The 15,984-nt window shown below is 50.7% G+C and carries 16 protein-coding genes; 14 read left to right on the top strand and 2 right to left on the bottom strand.

Going from position 1 to position 15,984, the window contains the following annotated elements:
* Nucleotides 1-78: 78 nt before the first annotated feature.
* The gene (locus OB87_RS18105; RefSeq protein WP_022633697.1) at nt 79-411 is read right to left on the bottom strand and encodes a cupin domain-containing protein; all 333 of its coding nucleotides are present in this window, start codon (nt 409-411) and stop codon (nt 79-81) included.
* A 323-nt stretch (nt 412-734) separates the two neighbouring features.
* On the opposite strand from OB87_RS18105, the gene kduI reads away from it, so the two are divergent.
* The 11 genes from kduI to OB87_RS18050 all read left to right on the top strand — a co-directional run bounded on the left by kduI (nt 735) and on the right by OB87_RS18050 (nt 13,078).
* On the top strand, nt 735-1,571 hold the full coding sequence (kduI, locus tag OB87_RS18100) for a 5-dehydro-4-deoxy-D-glucuronate isomerase (protein ID WP_033570790.1): 837 nt from the start codon (nt 735-737) through the stop codon (nt 1,569-1,571).
* Nucleotides 1,572-1,752: 181 nt separating this feature from the next.
* The gene (gene kduD, locus OB87_RS18095; protein WP_033570820.1) at nt 1,753-2,514 is read left to right on the top strand and encodes a 2-dehydro-3-deoxy-D-gluconate 5-dehydrogenase KduD; all 762 of its coding nucleotides are present in this window, start codon (nt 1,753-1,755) and stop codon (nt 2,512-2,514) included.
* Between the two features lie 262 nt (nt 2,515-2,776).
* Nucleotides 2,777-4,408: a pectate disaccharide-lyase PelW gene (gene pelW, locus OB87_RS18090; protein ID WP_033570789.1), complete on the top strand. Its 1,632-nt coding sequence runs from the start codon at nt 2,777-2,779 to the stop codon at nt 4,406-4,408.
* Nucleotides 4,409-4,452: 44 nt separating this feature from the next.
* Nucleotides 4,453-5,343 (top strand): carbohydrate ABC transporter permease, encoded by an 891-nt coding sequence (locus OB87_RS18085; protein ID WP_022633693.1) that lies wholly within the window; start codon nt 4,453-4,455, stop codon nt 5,341-5,343.
* Nucleotides 5,336-6,238, top strand: coding sequence for a carbohydrate ABC transporter permease (locus OB87_RS18080; protein ID WP_033570788.1), 903 nt, complete (start codon nt 5,336-5,338; stop codon nt 6,236-6,238). The genes OB87_RS18085 and OB87_RS18080 overlap by 8 nt, the downstream gene beginning before the upstream one ends.
* Before the next feature lie 13 nt (nt 6,239-6,251).
* Nucleotides 6,252-7,379: an ABC transporter ATP-binding protein gene (locus tag OB87_RS18075; RefSeq protein ID WP_033570787.1), complete on the top strand. Its 1,128-nt coding sequence runs from the start codon at nt 6,252-6,254 to the stop codon at nt 7,377-7,379.
* 13 nt (nt 7,380-7,392) lie between these two features.
* Complete coding sequence (locus OB87_RS18070) at nt 7,393-8,685, top strand: ABC transporter substrate-binding protein (protein WP_033570786.1); 1,293 nt, start codon at nt 7,393-7,395, stop codon at nt 8,683-8,685.
* Nucleotides 8,686-8,934: 249 nt separating this feature from the next.
* The gene (gene kdgM, locus OB87_RS18065) at nt 8,935-9,654 is read left to right on the top strand and encodes an oligogalacturonate-specific porin KdgM (protein ID WP_033570785.1); all 720 of its coding nucleotides are present in this window, start codon (nt 8,935-8,937) and stop codon (nt 9,652-9,654) included.
* Between the two features lie 307 nt (nt 9,655-9,961).
* A complete protein-coding gene (gene paeX, locus OB87_RS18060; protein WP_395857150.1) occupies nt 9,962-10,888 on the top strand; it encodes a pectin acetylesterase PaeX in 927 nt (308 codons plus the stop codon).
* An 83-nt stretch (nt 10,889-10,971) separates the two neighbouring features.
* On the top strand, nt 10,972-11,550 hold the full coding sequence (locus OB87_RS18055) for a metal-dependent hydrolase (RefSeq protein WP_033570783.1): 579 nt from the start codon (nt 10,972-10,974) through the stop codon (nt 11,548-11,550).
* Nucleotides 11,551-11,686: 136 nt separating this feature from the next.
* Nucleotides 11,687-13,078 (top strand): L-cystine transporter, encoded by a 1,392-nt coding sequence (locus OB87_RS18050; protein ID WP_033570782.1) that lies wholly within the window; start codon nt 11,687-11,689, stop codon nt 13,076-13,078.
* 66 nt (nt 13,079-13,144) lie between these two features.
* Here the strand turns inward: OB87_RS18050 and osmE are convergent, their stop codons facing one another.
* Nucleotides 13,145-13,474, bottom strand: a complete 330-nt coding sequence (osmE, locus tag OB87_RS18045) for an osmotically-inducible lipoprotein OsmE (RefSeq protein ID WP_033570781.1) — start codon at nt 13,472-13,474, stop codon at nt 13,145-13,147.
* A gap of 225 nt (nt 13,475-13,699) precedes the next feature.
* On the opposite strand from osmE, the gene nadE reads away from it, so the two are divergent.
* From nadE to OB87_RS18030, 3 genes are all read left to right on the top strand, one after another.
* Complete coding sequence (gene nadE, locus OB87_RS18040) at nt 13,700-14,524, top strand: ammonia-dependent NAD(+) synthetase (RefSeq protein WP_033570780.1); 825 nt, start codon at nt 13,700-13,702, stop codon at nt 14,522-14,524.
* Between the two features lie 84 nt (nt 14,525-14,608).
* A complete protein-coding gene (gene yddG, locus OB87_RS18035; protein ID WP_081977417.1) occupies nt 14,609-15,502 on the top strand; it encodes an aromatic amino acid DMT transporter YddG in 894 nt (297 codons plus the stop codon).
* Nucleotides 15,503-15,572: 70 nt separating this feature from the next.
* On the top strand, nt 15,573-15,971 hold the full coding sequence (locus OB87_RS18030; RefSeq protein WP_235425296.1) for a nitrous oxide-stimulated promoter family protein: 399 nt from the start codon (nt 15,573-15,575) through the stop codon (nt 15,969-15,971).
* The last annotated feature ends 13 nt before the right edge of the window (nt 15,972-15,984 follow it).

Here is a 15,984-nt window from a genome sequence, read left to right as displayed (position 1 = left end):
ATAAAGAATGGACTATAAAGGAAGGGGTTCGGCAAGGCACCGACAACATCGTCGTCGGCACCTTATTAATAGAAAGGATTAGAGGAAGTCAGCACGTTTCGGCGAGAAGGTGTCAATCAACACACTACCTTCTTCCAGCGATACCACGCCGTGCATTTCATTCTTCACCGCCATATAGGCATCACCGGTTTTCAGGATACGCTTTTCACCTTCGATAACCACTTCGAAGCTACCAGCCGCCACATAGGCGATCTGATCGTGGATGTCGTGCTTGTGCGGCGTACCGATGGCACCTTTGGCGAAATGAACGCACACCATCATCAGATCATCACTCCAGGTGATGATTTTACGTTTAATACCACCGCCCAGCTCTTCCCACGGCGTCTCATCGTCAATAAAGTACCTTCTCATGGTTTCTCCTTTAAGATCATTCAGCGTGCCTCCCTTGTGTGAACAAGGTAACACAAAGGGTAAATACCGATATTCTAGTAACATCGGCATCAGATGAAACATAAAATAAGCAAAACCATGACGCCTCTCAAGAAATAAATAAAACATTATTTCATTTTTATTGAATTCACATCTCAACCACACTATCATCGCGCCATAACACGAAAGAACCGGGCAAAAAAGGTTCAGGTGACGTTGTCACTGCCACGCAAGGTCACCTGTTCCGCCCGGCGCTTTCCTGTCAGGCCCCCAGCCTGATTTCCATCTGAAAGCGAGGAGCAAGTATGCAAGTCCGTCAGAGCATCCACAGCGACCACGCCCGTCAGCTTGACACCGCTGGCCTACGGCGCGAGTTTCTGATCGAACACATTTTTGATGCAGATGCCTGCACCATGACCTACAGCCACATCGACCGAATCATCGTGGGCGGGGTAATGCCCGTTCATCAGGCGGTCACTATCGGTGAGGATGTGGGAAAACAGCTGGGCGTCAGCTACTTCCTTGAACGTCGTGAATTGGGCGCAATTAATATCGGTGGTGACGGCGTAGTCAGCATAGACGGCGAGCGCTATGAAATCGGTCATGAAGAAGCCATTTATATCGGCAAAGGCGCACGGGATATTCGTTTTACCAGCGTGAACCCGGCCAGCCCTGCCCGCTTCTACTATAACAGCACACCAGCGCACACTTCTTATCCAACACGCAAGATTACTGCGGCAGACGCTTCTCCGCAAACCATCGGTGATGCGGCGACCAGCAACCTCCGGACTATCAACAAGTATATCGTTCCGGATGTGTTGCCCACCTGCCAGCTCACGATGGGGTTAACCAAACTGGCGGAAGGCAGTCTCTGGAATACCATGCCGTGCCATACCCATGAGCGTCGCATGGAAGTCTATTTTTATTTCGATATGGATGAGGAAACGGCGGTGTTTCACATGATGGGACAACCACAGGAAACCCGCCACATTCTGGTGCACAACGAGCAGGCGGTGATTTCACCGAGCTGGTCGATTCATTCGGGTGTAGGCACCAAACGCTACACCTTTATCTGGGGTATGGTTGGCGAGAATCAGGTTTTCTCAGACATGGATCACGTCAAAGTTAGCGAATTACGCTAACGACTTACCCAATAATTTCGCGTTGCGGGAAAGTGGCAAGTGAACACATCCCCAGTCAGTGACCGGGATGAGTGAAAGTAGCCAGCAAGCCGGCAACCTGAAATATGACGGGTATGAACCGGTATTTCCCTACAGTAACAAGCTCACGACAAAGCATGTCGTTTACAGAGAGATCAAAGCTATGATTCTTAATACATTCAATTTACAGGGCAAAGTGGCGCTGATCACCGGTTGTGATACCGGTCTGGGTCAGGGTATGGCTGTCGGTCTGGCTGAAGCTGGCTGTGACATCGTCGGTGTCAACATCGTTGAGCCGAAAGAAACTATCGAAAAAGTCACTGCCACAGGCCGTCGTTTCCTCAGCCTGACCGCCGATATGAGCGATATCTCCGGTCATGCAGCACTGGTGGAAAAAGCCGTTGCCGAGTTCGGTAAAGTGGACATTCTGGTTAACAACGCCGGTATTATTCGTCGTGAAGACGCCATCGAGTTCAGCGAAAAGAACTGGGACGATGTGATGAATCTGAACATCAAGAGCGTGTTCTTCATGTCACAGACCGTTGCCCGTCAGTTCATCAAACAGGGTCATGGCGGTAAAATTATCAATATCGCGTCTATGCTGTCCTTCCAGGGTGGTATCCGCGTACCGTCTTACACCGCTTCCAAAAGCGCGGTCATGGGGATCACCCGCCTGCTGGCCAACGAATGGGCAAAACATAACATCAACGTTAACGCCATTGCCCCCGGCTACATGGCAACCAACAACACCCAGCAGTTGCGTGCTGATCAGGACCGCAGCAAAGAGATCCTGGACCGTATCCCGGCGGGTCGCTGGGGTCTGCCGCAGGACCTGCAGGGCCCAGCCGTGTTCCTGGCTTCCAGCGCGTCCGACTATATAAACGGTTATACCATTGCCGTTGACGGTGGCTGGTTGGCTCGTTAAGTTTTTCCGCAAAATTTTTTTGTGATCAAAGGCACAATACTGAATTGTGCCTTTTTTATATCTATCAGTAAGTTATCTTCCAATCCCTTTTCCCGCTCGTTTCCAAATCTTCCATAAAAATTTTTCAAAACAACGTTCCGACTTTGATCACACTTTCGATATTGAGCACATGACGAAATTAGAAGTTGGGCAATATAATCAATCAAAACAATGTTTCTATTTATAAGGAACTGTTTCGCACAGTTCTGAAAGAAGGTACTCCATGAGTATTTTTACTGATTTGAACACCAGCAGAAAATGGCAAATCGACCAGTGGTTATCGGCGATTAACAGCCACATTGAAAAGATTCAACAATACGGTCATAGTGCTGTCAACCCAACGCCATTATTAGCTGACGGATTTGAGATAAAAACACAGTCTCCGGTTGTCTGGCAGTTTCCTGACGGCCATGATGCGCCGATCTCTAACTTCGCCAGCCAGCAAAACTGGTTACGGTTGTTAATTTCTATGAGTGCCGTCACAGAAGCAGAAAAATATCGACAGATGGCACACTCTCAGAGCGAATATTTTCTGAATCGCTTTGTCGATGAAAATAGCGGGCTTTTTTATTGGGGTGGCCACCGCTTTATTAATCTTGATACGCTGGCTGGTGAAGGTCCAGAATCCAAATCGATGGTGCATGAATTAAAACACCATCTGCCCTATTACGAATTTCTGCATCAGGTGAATCCAGAAAAAACCCGCCATTTTATTCAGGGATTCTGGAATGCTCACGTAGAAGACTGGAACTGTCTGGACCTGGGCCGTCACGGTGATTACGCCAAGCAACGCGATCCGGAGGTGTTTCAGCACTCCCGTCACGATGTGGTCAACCCAGCCCAATGGCCGGAATTGCCACTGACAAAAGGGCTGACTTTCGTCAACGCCGGTACAGACCTGATCTACGCCGCTTTTGTCTATGCGCGTTACACTGGCGACGAGCACGCAGCAGCCTGGGGTAAGCATCTCTACCGTCAGTATGTGCTGGCGCGTAACCCAGAAACCGGGATGCCGGTTTACCAGTTCAGCTCGCCCTTGCAACGCCAGCCTGTGCCCACAGACGATAACCAGACACAATCCTGGTTCGGCGACCGTGCTCAGCGGCAGTTCGGCGCAGAGTTTGGTGCCATCGCACGCGAAGCCAACGTGTTGTTCCGTGACATGCACCCGCTGTTGATCGATAACCCGCTGGCCATGCTCGATATCCTGCGCCATCAACCCGATGCCGAAATCCTGACATGGGTGATTGCCGGTCTGAAAAACTACTATCAGTATGCTTACGACGTTGACAGCAACAGTCTGCGCCCAATGTGGAACAACGGCCATGATATGACAGGTTACTGCTTTAAACGTGACGGTTACTACGGTAAAGCCGGTACGGTGTTGAAGCCCTTCTCGCTGGAAGGCGACTATCTGTTGCCATTGGTACGCGCCTGGCGTCTGAGCAACGATGATGATCTGTACACGCTGATCGTCACCATGCTGTCTCGGCTGGAAAAACAAGGCATCCATCAATCAGCCTCACCTTTCCTGCTACTGGCAATTACCGAGCTGGCGCAAGCAAAACAATCGGCACAATGGGCGGAATATGCCTGGCAAATGGCGGAGATTTTATTTAAACGTTATTTCCACCACGGTTTGTTTGTGCGTTCTGAACATCATCGTTATGTACGACTCGATGATCCTTTCCCAGCCATCCTGCTGACGTTGATCGCTGCCTGCAGAAATAAATGGCCGGAAGTTCCTGCAGTCCTGACACAAGGGGGATACATCCATGGAGATTATCGAATTAATGGGGAAAGCCGGGTTATTTACGATACGGAATTTATTTACCCAGAAAAATTAATCCACTGATTTTATTTTTACAGATTCACCATTACTAAAAGTAGGTAGGCATTATGAATGAAAACAGAATGCTGGGGTTAGCTTATATCTCCCCCTATATAATAGGGCTGATAGTTTTTACCGCTTTCCCTTTTATTTCATCGTTTGTACTCAGTTTTACTGAGTATGATTTAATGAGTCCACCCACATTCACCGGTCTGGAAAATTACCACCGAATGTTTATGGAGGACGATCTTTTCTGGAAATCCATGGGAGTCACCTTTGCTTATGTGTTCCTGACCATCCCGTTAAAACTGATTTTCGCACTGCTTATCGCGTTCGTGCTGAACTTCAAGTTACGTGGAATCGGTTTTTTCCGTACCGCCTACTACGTGCCGTCGATTCTTGGCAGCAGCGTAGCGATTGCCGTACTGTGGCGCGCGCTGTTTGCTATCGACGGGCTGCTGAACAGTTTTATCGGCGTTTTCGGGCTCGACCCGGTCAACTGGCTGGGCGAACCGTCCCTGGCGCTGATGTCGGTCACCCTGCTACGTGTTTGGCAGTTCGGTTCCGCGATGGTGATCTTCCTGGCTGCGCTGCAGAACGTGCCGCAATCCCAGTATGAAGCCGCCATGATCGACGGTGCGTCGAAATGGCAGATGTTCCTGAAAGTGACCGTGCCGCTGATTACACCGGTTATCTTCTTCAACTTCATCATGCAGACAACACAGGCGTTCCAGGAGTTTACCGCACCCTACGTCATTACCGGTGGTGGACCAACCCATTACACCTATCTGTTCTCGCTCTATATCTACGATACGGCCTTCAAATATTTCGATATGGGGTACGGTGCGGCCCTGGCCTGGGTGCTGTTCCTGGTGGTAGCCGTATTCGCCGCTATCTCCTTCAAATCGTCTAAATACTGGGTGTTCTATTCCGCCGATAAAGGAGGAAAAAATGGCTGATATTCATTCCCCACTGTCTGCGCAGGCTATTGCAGCGGCAGAAGTTCGCCGTACGCTGCGCCGTGAAAAAATCAGCGCGGGCATCCGTTACACCATTCTGCTGGCTGTCGGCATTCTGATGCTCTACCCGCTGGCGTGGATGTTCTCGGCATCGTTCAAGCCGAACCACGAGATCTTCACCACCCTGAACCTGTGGCCGACACACGCCACCTGGGATGGCTTTATCAATGGTTGGAAAACCGGCACCGAATACAACTTCGGTCACTACATGATCAACACCTTCAAGTATGTGATTCCGAAAGTATTGTTGACGGTAATCTCCTCAACCATCGTGGCTTATGGCTTCGCTCGGTTTGAGATTCCGTGGAAGAACTTCTGGTTCGCCACCCTGATCGCCACCATGCTGCTGCCAAGCACCGTACTGTTGATTCCTCAGTACATCATGTTCCGCGAAATGGGCATGTTGAACAGCTACCTGCCACTGTATGTGCCGGTGGCGTTCGCGACGCAAGGTTTCTTCGTCTTCATGCTGATCCAGTTCCTGCGTGGTGTACCGCGCGATATGGAAGAAGCGGCGCAAATCGATGGCTGCAACTCCTGGCAAGTATTGTGGTACGTCGTCGTGCCGATTCTGAAACCGGCCATCATTTCGGTCGCACTGTTCCAGTTCATGTGGTCAATGAACGACTTTATCGGCCCGCTGATTTACGTTTACAGCGTGGACAAATACCCGATTGCGTTGGCTCTGAAAATGTCTATCGACGTTACAGAAGGCGCACCGTGGAACGAAATTTTGGCAATGGCGAGTATCTCCATTCTGCCGTCTATCATCATCTTCTTCATGGCTCAGCGCTACTTCGTTCAGGGCGTTACCAGCAGCGGAATTAAAGGTTAAGTGAGGATTTATCATGGCTGAAGTCATTTTCAACAAACTGGAAAAAGTTTACTCCAACGGTTTCAAAGCAGTTCACGGTATCAACCTGACGATCAAAGACGGTGAATTCATGGTAATCGTCGGGCCGTCCGGCTGTGCGAAATCCACTACCCTGCGTATGTTGGCCGGGCTGGAAACCATCAGCGGCGGTGAAGTCCGCATCGGCGATAAAATCGTCAACAACCTGGCACCGAAAGATCGTGGTATTGCGATGGTGTTCCAGAACTATGCGCTCTATCCGCACATGACGGTTCGCGAAAACCTGGCCTTCGGCTTGAAACTCAGCAAAATGCCGAAAGACAAGATCGAAGCACAAGTTAACGAAGCCGCCAAGATTCTGGAGTTGGAAGAACTGATGGATCGTCTGCCGCGTCAGCTGTCCGGTGGTCAGGCCCAGCGTGTGGCAGTAGGTCGTGCCATCGTGAAAAAACCGGATGTGTTCCTGTTCGACGAACCACTGTCCAACCTGGACGCCAAACTGCGCGCCTCCATGCGTATCCGTATTTCGGATCTGCATAAGCAATTGAAAAAGAGCGGTCACCCGGCCACCAGTGTCTACGTTACCCACGACCAGACCGAAGCGATGACCATGGGCGATCGTATCTGCGTCATGAAACTCGGCCACATCATGCAGGTGGATACGCCGGATAATCTCTACCACTTCCCGAAAAACATGTTTGTCGCCGGTTTCATCGGCGCACCGGAAATGAACATCAAGCCAGGCAAACTGCTGGAAGAAAACGGTCAGATCACGCTGCAGGTAGGCCAGTACACCATGGGCCTTAACCAGACTAAACAGGACAAAGTGCGTGATTACGTCGGCAAGGACATCTGTTTCGGTGTTCGTCCAGAGTATGTCACGGTATCGGAAGCCCCTTTCGACGGCGGTCACTTCCAGGGCGAGCTGGTACGCGCCGAAAACATGGGCCACGAATTCTTTATGTATATCAAGGTTGATGGTTTTGAACTGACCAGCCGTATGCCTTCAGATGAAGCCCGAGTCATTATCAGTAACTGCATGAATAGTAAAGTTTACTTTAAGTTTGATATGGATAAATGTCATATCTTTGATGCAAAAACAGAACAAAATATCTCTCTTTAAAGGAGTATAACCGATGAAAAAAGTAATCCTACGCACATTGATTGCCTCTTCTCTGGCGCTGATGGCACATCAGTCTTTCGCCGCTGACCAGGTTGACCTGCGCATGTCATGGTGGGGCGGCAACGGGCGCCACCAGGTCACGCTGAAAGCCATTGAAGAATTTCAGAAACAGTACCCGAACATCAAAGTGAAGGCGGAATACACGGGTTGGGACGGGCACCTGTCCCGTTTGACCACCCAGATCGCCGGTAACACCGAGCCAGACGTAATGCAGACTAACTGGAACTGGCTGCCCATTTTCTCCCGCACCGGTGACGGCTTCTACGACCTGAACAAGGTGAAAGATGTGCTGGATCTGTCGCAGTTTGAACCGAAAGAACTGCAGGCCACCACCGTAGACGGCAAACTGAACGGGATTCCGATCTCCGTGACGGCGCGTGTGTTCTATTACAACACCGAAACCTGGAAGAAATCCGGCCTGACTGCCCCGAAAAACTGGGATGAACTGCTGAACGCCGGTAAAGTGTTCAAGGAAAAACTGGGCGACCAGTTCTACCCGCTGGTGTTGGAACATCAGGACTCACTGGCACTGCTGAACTCCTACATGGTGCAGAAATACAGCATCCCGGCGGTAGACGAGAAGAACAAGAAGTTCTCTTATACCGACGCACAGTGGGTAGAATTCTTCCAGATGTACAAAAAAATGGTTGATTCCCACGTCATGCCGTCTGCGAAGTATTACGCCTCATTCGGCAAAAGCAACATGTATGAAATGAAGCCGTGGATTACCGGTGACTGGGGCGGCACATACATGTGGAACTCCACCATCACCAAATATTCCGACAACCTGCAGCCACCGGCCAAGCTGGAACTGGGTGCCTACCCAATGCTGCCAGGTGCTAAAGAAGCCGGTTTGTTCTTCAAACCAGCACAGATGTTGTCTATCGGTAAATCTACCAAGCACCCGAAAGAAGCCGCCATGCTGATCAACTACCTGCTGAACAGCAAGGAAGGCATTCAGGCACTGGGGCTGGAGCGTGGTGTGCCATTGAGCAAAGCCGCCGTTGCCCAGTTGCGTGCCGATGGCGTCATCAAGGACAGCGACCCGTCAGTCGCAGGTCTGAATCTGGCATTGTCTTTACCGCATGAAACCAAGACATCACCTTATTTCGATGACCCGCAGATTGTCGCCCTGTTTGGTGATGCCATTCAATATATCGATTACGACCAGAAATCTGTGGAAGAAACAGCCAAATATTTCCAACGGCAGGCTGATCGTATTCTGAAACGTGCCATGAAAGAATAATCTTTAACTGGCTTTTTATTTTAAGCCCCGAGCGCTCCGCCGGGGCTTTTTTATTAAAAATGAAACAAAACGAATCATCCTGTCGATCATCATCACAATTTGAAATCATTGTGAATTCATTATGAATCTAAAAGATCCAGATCACAAAACGATATTAAATAATCCATAAAATAGAACTTGTTCCATAAGAACACATCGATTTTATTTTTTTATTCTTTTCTTTATCTGTATATCTATAGGGAAAATACAATGAAGATTAAATTATTGACTGTGGCTATTGCATCTCTGATTAGCGTCAACGCTCTGGCTGTATCTATCGACTATCGTCATGAAATGCAGGATACTTCAAGTGCCGGTCATAAAGACCGCTTGTTAATTTCTCACCGTTTTGCTAACGGTTTCGGATTATCTTCCGAAGTAAAATGGGCGCAATCTGGCCAGGATAAAACGCCAAATAAACCGTTTAATGAACAAGTGAGCAACGGCACAGAAGTTGTCGCCAGTTACGTTTACAAGTTCAATGACGTCTTTTCTATCGAACCCGGCTTTTCTTTAGAATCAAGCTCTTCAAGCAACAACTACCGTCCATACCTCCGCGGGCGTGCTAATATAACTGACGACTTATCTGTTGCTTTACGTTATCGCCCTTATTTCAAACGTAATAGCGGAAGCATCAATAATACGAAGGGTGATAGTACAATGGACAAGGGCTATACCTTGACCGGTAATATCGATTACACCTTCCTGAACGTTTATACTATCGGTTACGAGCTGGAGTACAAAAAAGGCACCTCGGGTGATACGCTTCTCTCGGATAACGATGATTACGATATTACCCATGATGTTAAGTTATCTTATAAATGGGACAAAAACTGGAAACCTTACATCGCCGTGGGCAACGTTTCTGGCTCTAAAACCACCGATGAACGTCAGACTCGCTACCGTGTAGGTGTACAATACAGCTTCTAATAGCTGCCCGTAGCACCTGAATACCGGTGCCGAAATGGATGATAAACAACACAGCAATAGATTGTTATTTATCATCCAGGTTAATTACCTGACGGGAATTAGCCAAACCATCAATTCGTCTTTTAAATTTCTGTGTCTATTTCCCTCCAAGGGGAATAATGCCATTCGCCAATTTGGGTAAACATTTTATTCTCTTCGATGAAATGTTTACCTGTTTTTTTATCCCCACCAGCGTCATACTGATTTCTATTAATCAATTAGGTAAACTGTCATGTCACTACGAAGGGTAATTGCAGGAACGCTTATGATGTCTGTCAGTGGATTCAGCCTCGCCGACACCATCTTCCCAGTATGGCCGCAGGGCGAAGCGCCTGGTGCGGTAACATCGTCAGTACAGCAGCAGGTCATTGAACGCAGTAAAGACCCTACCTTACCAGACCGGGCGGTGACGGGTATCCGCAGCCCGGAAATCACGGTTTACGCCCCGGAAAAACCGAATGGTACAGCACTGTTGATCACCCCCGGCGGCTCTTATCAGCGTGTGGTGCTGGACAAAGAAGGCAGCGATTTAGCGCCCTTTTTCACCCGGCAGGGCTACACCCTATTCGTCATGACATACCGGATGCCAGGTGATGGTCATCAGGAAGGCGCAGATGCGCCACTGGCCGATGCCCAGCGCGCTATCCGCACGTTACGAGCCCATGCCGCGCAATGGCAGATTGACCCGCAACGCATCGGCATCATGGGTTTCTCCGCTGGTGGGCATGTCGCGGCCAGCCTGGGCACCCGTTTTGCACAACGCGTTTACCCGGTACAGGATGAGGTAGACCATCTGAGCGCTCGCCCGGATTTTATGGTGCTGATGTACCCGGTCATCTCCATGCGGGAGGACATTGCGCACGCAGGCTCTCGTAAAGCGCTGATTGGTTCCCACCCCAGCAACGCGCAGATCCAACGTTACTCCGCAGAAAAACAAGTCAGCGTGAAAACCCCGCCGACATTTTTAGTCCACGCCATTGACGATCCTTCGGTATCGGTAGACAACAGCCTGGTGATGCTGGCAGCACTGCGTGCACACCAAATCCCGACAGAAATCCACCTGTTTGAACAGGGAAAACATGGTTTTGGCATCCGTGGTACAGTCGGATTGCCAGCCGCTGTCTGGCCACAATTACTGGACAACTGGATAAAATCACTGCAACTGGATAAAAAGACGGGCGAATCAACCAGATAAAAATACCTGGTTACACCGTCACACCTTCCGCCGTCTATCACAATCTCCTATACTGTATAAAATAACAGTTTTTGAGATGTTTCATGACCGCGGAAGGCCACCTCTTATTTGCCGTAGCCAGCGCAATCTTCGCCAAAAAAGCAGAATTATCGCCCGTTCTGGCAGCTGGCGACTGGTGGCATATTATTCCCGCCGCCATGCTAACAGCGCTGCTGCCCGACATCGATCACCCAAAATCCATTCTGGGCCAGCGCTTGAAATGGATTTCGGTGCCAATCGCCAGGCTATGCGGCCACCGCGGTTTTACGCACAGCCTGCTGGCGATTCTGGCTGGCGTTTATGTTATCCGCACCCGACTTCCCACAGACTGGCCGTTGCCGGGCGATGTTTACCACGCCATGATCGTAGGGTATCTGAGCCATATCGTTGCTGACATGTTGACGACTGCGGGCGTGCCATTGCTATGGCCCTGCCGCTGGCGCTTTCGTTTTCCCATCCTCAACAGCGACAAAGGCAATCAGCTGGAACGATTACTGTGCGTAGGGCTGATTCTGTTTATGCTATGGCAACCGCAACAACCGCTAGAATCCTGGCATTACGGCGAACCGGCGCGCTGGTTGCAACAATTCAGCCAGCAAATCCGTCAGTTGCTGAGGCTCTAAGCTGGGGCATTATTCCATTCCTATCACCCCATGTTAGTTATCTCTATAAACGCGATATAAAAGACCTGCTATGCTACCGCGCTGGTTACGGTTCTCTGACCGTAGCCATTTTGAACATTAAAAAAGGAGTAGTGGGATGAATTTTCCGCTGATAATAAATGTGGTTGTTTTTGCTGTGCTGCTCTTTGCGCTAGGGTATGGCGGTAATAAAAACTGGAGTCTGTCTAAAAAGGTATTGCTGGGTCTGATTACTGGCGTCCTGTTTGGGTTGGTATTGCATCTGATCTATGGCGACGACAATCCGGTCGTGAAACAATCCATCGCCTGGTTTAACATCGTCGGTAACGGCTATGTACAATTGCTGCAGATGATTGTGATGCCGCTGGTCTTCGTTTCCATTCTCAACTCGGTTGCCCGGTTGCATAACGCCTCATCGCTGGGGAAAATCAGCCTGCTGGCGCTGGGTACGTTACTGTTGACCACCTTGATTGCTGCGTTGATCGGCATCTTTGTCACCCACCTGTTTGGCCTTACCGCCTCCGGATTGGTACAAGGCGCGCAGGAAAGCGCTCGTCTTTCTACGATCCAGAATAGTTATGTTGGCAAAGTCGCGGACCTGAACGTCCCGCAGTTGCTGCTGTCGTTTATCCCCAAAAACCCGTTTGCCGACCTGACCGGTGCTAACCCGACCTCGATTATCAGCGTGGTGATTTTCGCTGCGTTTCTCGGTGTCGCCGCGCTGCACCTGCTGAAAGACGATGCGGTAAAAGGTGAACGCGTGCTGACAGCCATTGATACGCTGCAATCCTGGGTGATGAAGCTGGTCCGTCTGGTCATGCGTCTCACGCCTTATGGTGTGATGGCGCTGATGACCAAAATGGTCGCCAGCTCTAACCTGCAGGATATCCTCAAGTTGGGCAGCTTTGTCGTGGCCTCATATCTCGGACTGGGGCTGATGTTTGGCGTACACGCTGTGCTGCTGGCGCTGACTGGCGTGAACCCGGCTCGTTTCTACCGCAAGGTGTGGCCGGTGCTCAGCTTCGCCTTCACTAGCCGCTCCAGTGCGGCCACCATTCCGCTGAATATTGAGGCCCAGACGCGCCGTATCGGCGTACCGGAATCTATCGCCAGCTTTGCCGCTTCCTTTGGCACTACCATCGGCCAGAACGGCTGCGCCGGGCTTTATCCGGCTATGTTGGCGGTCATGGTCGCGCCGACGGTAGGCATCAACCCGTGGGATCCGATGTGGATTGCCACTCTGGCAGGCATCGTGACGCTCAGCTCGGCAGGCGTGGCTGGTGTCGGCGGTGGTGCGACCTTCGCCGCGCTGATTGTTCTGCCCGCTATGGGGCTGCCGGTGACACTGGTTGCCCTGCTGATTTCCATCGAACCGTTGATCGACATGGGGCGTACCGCGCTGAACGTCAATGGTTCGATGACCGCAGGCACCATTACCAGCCAATTGCTGAAACAAACCGATAAAACCGTGTTCAATCAGGACGACGACGCGGCATTGACGCAACGGTAGTGCTTGTTGTCATGGCGTAAAAAATGCCGGAGCGGTTTCCCCCTCCGGCATTTTTTTATGCGCCGATCAGAGTTTCGGATTAGTATCGTATTCCTGACAGCTCTGGAAGCCTTTGTTCAGCACGTGACCGGTGTCATCAAAGCTGACGAAGTAGTACTGAATCTTGCCATCACGCGTACCGAGCACGTAGGTGTTGCAGGTGCCGTGAGCGTGAATCATCGTGGCCTCTGTCGAGGCAGGGCCAGCAATCCGGTTTACTTCCTGACGGCTCATGCCTTTTTTCACATCCTTCACCACCGGCTTGGTGAGAAAGTTTTCTGCACGATCATAAGCCACACAGCCAGAAAGCATCAGCGCACTTGCTGCAATACACATGAGTAAACGATTTTTCTTCATAGTATGACCTCATTGACTGTCAGTGCTGCTAAGACTAGATAGCAACCGTAGCTTTTTCAAATTGATTTCATCGCTTTCAACAGGCTGATAGTTGGCGAAAAAGCCCCCGGATCGATGTAAAACCGCCTGCTTTCTCTTGTTCTTTTGTTCCGCTGGAATTAACGTTACCCTCTGGTGATGTGAATAATTATTCTGGCACATCAATAGGTTCAGGAGGGGGGTGACATGTCATTACAGCTGGAAATCATTCAAGCGCTCGGGGTGAAAAGCACCATCGATCCGGCGCAGGAAGTTCGCGTGAGCGTTGATTTTTTAAAGAATTATCTGAAGGCGCATCCATTCGCCAAAAGCCTGGTGCTGGGGCTTAGCGGCGGACAGGACTCGACGCTTACCGGCAAATTATGCCAGACGGCGATCACCGAATTGCGCGAAGAAACCGGCAAAAGCGATTATCAGTTCATCGCGGTACGTTTGCCCTATGGCGTGCAAGCCGACGAGCAGGACTGCCAGGATGCCATCCAGTTTATCCAGCCTGACCGGGTGCTGACCGTTAACATCAAACCGGCGGTGGACGCCAGCGAAGCAACGCTACGCGCTATCGGCATCGAGCTGTCTGATTTCGTCAAAGGTAACGAAAAAGCGCGCGAACGGATGAAAGCCCAGTACAGTATTGCAGGCATGAACGCCGGTCTGGTCGTCGGAACCGATCACGCGGCGGAAGCCGTCACCGGGTTTTTCACCAAATACGGCGATGGTGGCACCGATATCAACCCGATTTTCCGCCTCAACAAGCGCCAGGGCAAAGCCTTGCTAAAACTGCTGGGCTGCCCGTCACACCTTTATACTAAAGCACCCACGGCCGATCTGGAGGACGACCGTCCATCCCTGCCAGATGAAGTCGCGCTGGGTGTAACCTACGAGAAAATCGACGACTATCTGGAAGGCAAGCAACTTGACCCGATGGATAGTGCAATTATCGAAAACTGGTATCGCAGAACCGAGCACAAGCGTCGTCCCCCCATTACCGTCTTTGATGATTTTTGGCGTTGATAACCGTGCGGCGTTAGGCCCAAGACATTCATGCGGATGCCACCTGGTATCCGCCTTTTATACCATCGATAGCGTAACCTCCTGATGATAGCCATAACCCCTTATCGCGCCACACTGGCTGGTCTGCTGGCGATTATGCTTTGGAGCACCTCCGTTGGCCTGATCCGCAGCCTGACCGAAACGCTCGGCGCGTTAGGCGGCGCAGCCATGATTTATACCACCTGCGCCCTCTTCCTTCTGCTATTCGGGCATCGCCCCACATTTCGTTCCCATTCAAAAACTTACCTGCTACTCGGTGGCGCGCTGTTTGTCAGCTACGAAATCTGCTTCTCGCTGTCGATTGGGCTGGCGCAAAACCGGATGCAGGCGATGGAATTGGGAATGATCAATTATCTGTGGCCCTGCCTGACGATTCTGTTTTCACTGTTTATCAATCAACAGAAAAGTCGGTTTTGGCTGTGGCCGGGTCTGGCCTTGTCGGTAACGGGGATCCTGTGGATTCTGAAAGGCGATGGAGATTGGTCGCCCGCACTGATGTGGCGGAATATTAGCGCCAATCCCCTGGCCTATAGCATGGCGCTGACCGCAGCGCTGGTCTGGGCGTTGTACTGCAACGTGTCACGACGCTTCGGCAACGGGAAAAGCGGTATCTTGCTGTTTTTTATCACCGTTTCTGTCGTCCTGTGGGGAAAGTATTTGCTCAGCGACGCGCCCGAATTTTCCTTCTCGGTACAAACCCTGCTGGAGCTATTGTTCATCGGCGGCTCAACCGCGCTGGCCTACGCCGCCTGGGATGTCGGTATTCAGCGTGGCAACATGGCGCTGCTGGCAACCGCGTCTTACTTTACACCGATCCTCACAACGCTGATGGCGGCGTTATGGCTGCAAACCGTGCCGGGCTTTAGTTTCTGGCAAGGCGTCATCATGGTGACGCTAGGATCATTGCTTTCGTGGCTAGCCACACGCTCAAACAATTAATCTGCATCAGAACACGGTTTTTGCATTAAATTGCATATAATATGCAATTTAATACACCCACGGGAGCGCTATGATGTCTTCTTCCTCCGGCAAACGTATCCAGCGTGAAATCCAAACGATTCAGGCGATGCTCACGCTGTATGAACGCGCCTTCCCTGCTCCGCCAGATGATGCAGGTTACTATACCAAACTGCACGATTACGCGCTGAACCGGCTGCAAAAATGCTATTACGGTGAAAATAAACCCGCCTGTAAACAGTGTCCAATTCACTGCTATCAGCCAGCAAAACGGGAAGCCATCAAAGCGATTATGCGTTGGGCAGGGCCGAGAATGCTGCTGTATCATCCGATACTGTCTATCCGCCACCTGCTGGATGACCGTAAACCTACACCCGCTGCACCGCCACGTCCGCGCACAGGGAAAAGACCTGAATCACCCGCCTCACTTTCAGACGATTCCGCAAAATAAATATCCTCCGGCA

This window comes from Dickeya undicola (genome assembly GCF_000784735.1).
Classification (GTDB): domain Bacteria; phylum Pseudomonadota; class Gammaproteobacteria; order Enterobacterales; family Enterobacteriaceae; genus Dickeya; species Dickeya undicola.
The sequence above is the reverse complement of the archived record's forward strand: the minus strand, read 5'-3'. Positions and strand labels throughout refer to the sequence as shown.